The sequence below is a fragment of the Streptomyces sp. NPDC005070 genome (assembly GCF_053600395.1).
This window is the reverse complement of sequence record NZ_JBSFZS010000420.1, coordinates 1-1,944: the sequence shown is the minus strand read 5'-3', so window position 1 is coordinate 1,944 and position 1,944 is coordinate 1. Positions and strand designations below refer to the sequence as shown.

Annotated in this window: 2 protein-coding genes; one reads left to right on the top strand and one right to left on the bottom strand. The window is 70.9% G+C overall.

All coding sequences use genetic code 11. From position 1 onward, the window contains the following. Positions 1–58 precede the first annotated feature (58 nt). Positions 59–475 carry a zinc ribbon domain-containing protein gene (locus ACWEBX_RS39785; protein ID WP_451889579.1) on the top strand — a complete coding sequence of 139 codons (417 nt, stop codon included), beginning with the start codon at positions 59–61 and terminating at the stop codon, positions 473–475. A gap of 89 nt (positions 476–564) precedes the next feature. On the opposite strand, the gene ACWEBX_RS39780 is transcribed toward ACWEBX_RS39785, so the two are convergent. Further along, entirely contained in the window at positions 565–1,809 is a 1,245-nt protein-coding gene (locus ACWEBX_RS39780) for an SWIM zinc finger family protein (RefSeq protein WP_451889578.1), read from the bottom strand. Positions 1,810–1,944: the final 135 nt, after the last annotated feature.

Here is a 1,944-nt window from a genome sequence, read left to right as displayed (position 1 = left end):
CGGGTCAGGTCGTAGCCGAGCGTGTCTGGCTTCCGATCGTCCACTCCGTGCAGGAGGATTGCTGTCGTCCCTCACCTATAAAACCCGCCAGCGCCACGGCACCCGCCTCATCGCCGCCGACCGCTGGTTCCCCTCCTCCAAAACCTGTTCCGGCTGCGGCGCGGTGAAAGCCAAGCTGCCGCTGCACGTCCGGACCTACGAATGCGACGCCTGCGGCCTGGTCATCGACCGGGACGACAACGCCGCCCGCAACCTGGCCGCACTCGCGGCTGCCAGCTCGACCGGTACCGGAGTGGCCGGAGACCTGGACACCGCACAAGCAGTGTCGAAGCCTCGCGGAGCCGACCGTAAGACCCGCGCCATCCGCACCCGCCACAAGGCGAGTGCGGGGCGGGCAGGTGGCGAAACCCTGCCGCACCAGCGGCAGGAGGAAACGAGAGACCGTCCTCAAGCCGAAGTCCTGACGCTTTGGTGATGTGACGGACCTTCCGGGCAGAAATGCCCGGAATGCTGAGACCTGACTACGGACTCAGCAACGGCGGGTTTACGGGGCTGTCGTACGCATTACCTCTCGGTTTGCTGCCAGACGGAGGTGAGCGCCGTGACGGGGTCAGGGCAGGCAGGCGCCGCTGGCCACCAGTCGCCGTCGTCGTCTTGGAGGTACGGGTACCAGTGGGTGTCGGTGCCCAGGCGCAGCTGGATGCCGTGGTGGGGGAGGGTGAGACGGTTGCGCCAGCGTCTGACGGCGACCGGGTTGGTGATCATTTCGGTGAGAGCTTCGGTCAGGGCGGTGCGGGCGGCTGTCATCGCCGTCGGGTCGGGGGTGTGCGGCTGTTCGGCGACGGTGATGCCGGTGGGGCCGCCATGGCGCCAGGCGCAGGCGAGGCGGGCGAACGCGGTCGGTTTGGCACCGGTGTTCCGGATGAGGTGGTGGTTCCACTTAGGGCTGCAGTTGCTCGCGGCGATCCGTGCCGCGTCCTGGTGCTGGGACAGGTGCAGGCTGGTGGTGTCGCCCGTGAGCAGCCGGGCTGCGCGTGCGGCGGTGTCCGCCATGAGCCGTTCGAGGTCCTCGGCGGACAGACCGGCGCCGGATGGCGGGGCGGCAGGCACCAGGGCGGTGTGGGGGGCCGGTTCGGGGAGTTCGGGCAGGGGCGGAGGGCCATCGGCCAGGGCGGTCCAGGCTGCGTAGGCGCCGGCGGCCGGGAGGCCGGCTGGGGCCGGTGGGTTGGAGGTCGCCTGGGCGGCAGTACGACGGGCGCGCAGCCGACCGAGGACCTCCTCGCGGCTGAGGCCGCGGAGGGCGAAGAGCACGAAGGGGTCGGCGTCGATGGTGGAGGCGATGGCGTAGCAGAGCGCGGCGGCGTGTTTGCAGGGGTAGCCCCAGTCGGGGCAGGAGCATTCGGGGTCGAGTTCGGTGGGTTGGGGGAGCAGGGGGACGCCGCCGTGGCGGGCGTCGTCGACGAGTTCGGCGGGCATCTCGCCGTCCAGGAGTGCGGCGAGGTGGCCGGCGCGGGTCGCGATGGTGTCGAGGAGGGTGTCCCACTGGGCGTCGGTGAGGACGGGCAGGCGGACGGTGGAACGGTAGGGATGGGGCCTGCTGCCCTGGACGGCGGCTTTGACCTGGCCGGGGGCGATGGTGACGGGGCCAACCATGCCCTGGCGGGCGTAGGTGCGTCCGCGGGACAGGCGTCCCGAGTCCAGGGTGGAGTCCTCCAGGGCCGTCACCCATGCCTGGCCCCACCAGGTCGCGGCGAAGGAACCCCTGCCACGGGTGGGTGTGTGGCGCGGGCCGGGGGAGGAGGGGCTCATGACGGCCTTCCCAGGGTGACGAGTTCGGCGAGATCGGTGTCGGATAGTTCGGTCAGAGCGGCCTCACCGGAGCCGACCACGGCGTCGGCGAGCGCGCGCTTGGATTCGAGGAGCTTCGCCACCTTGTCCTCCACG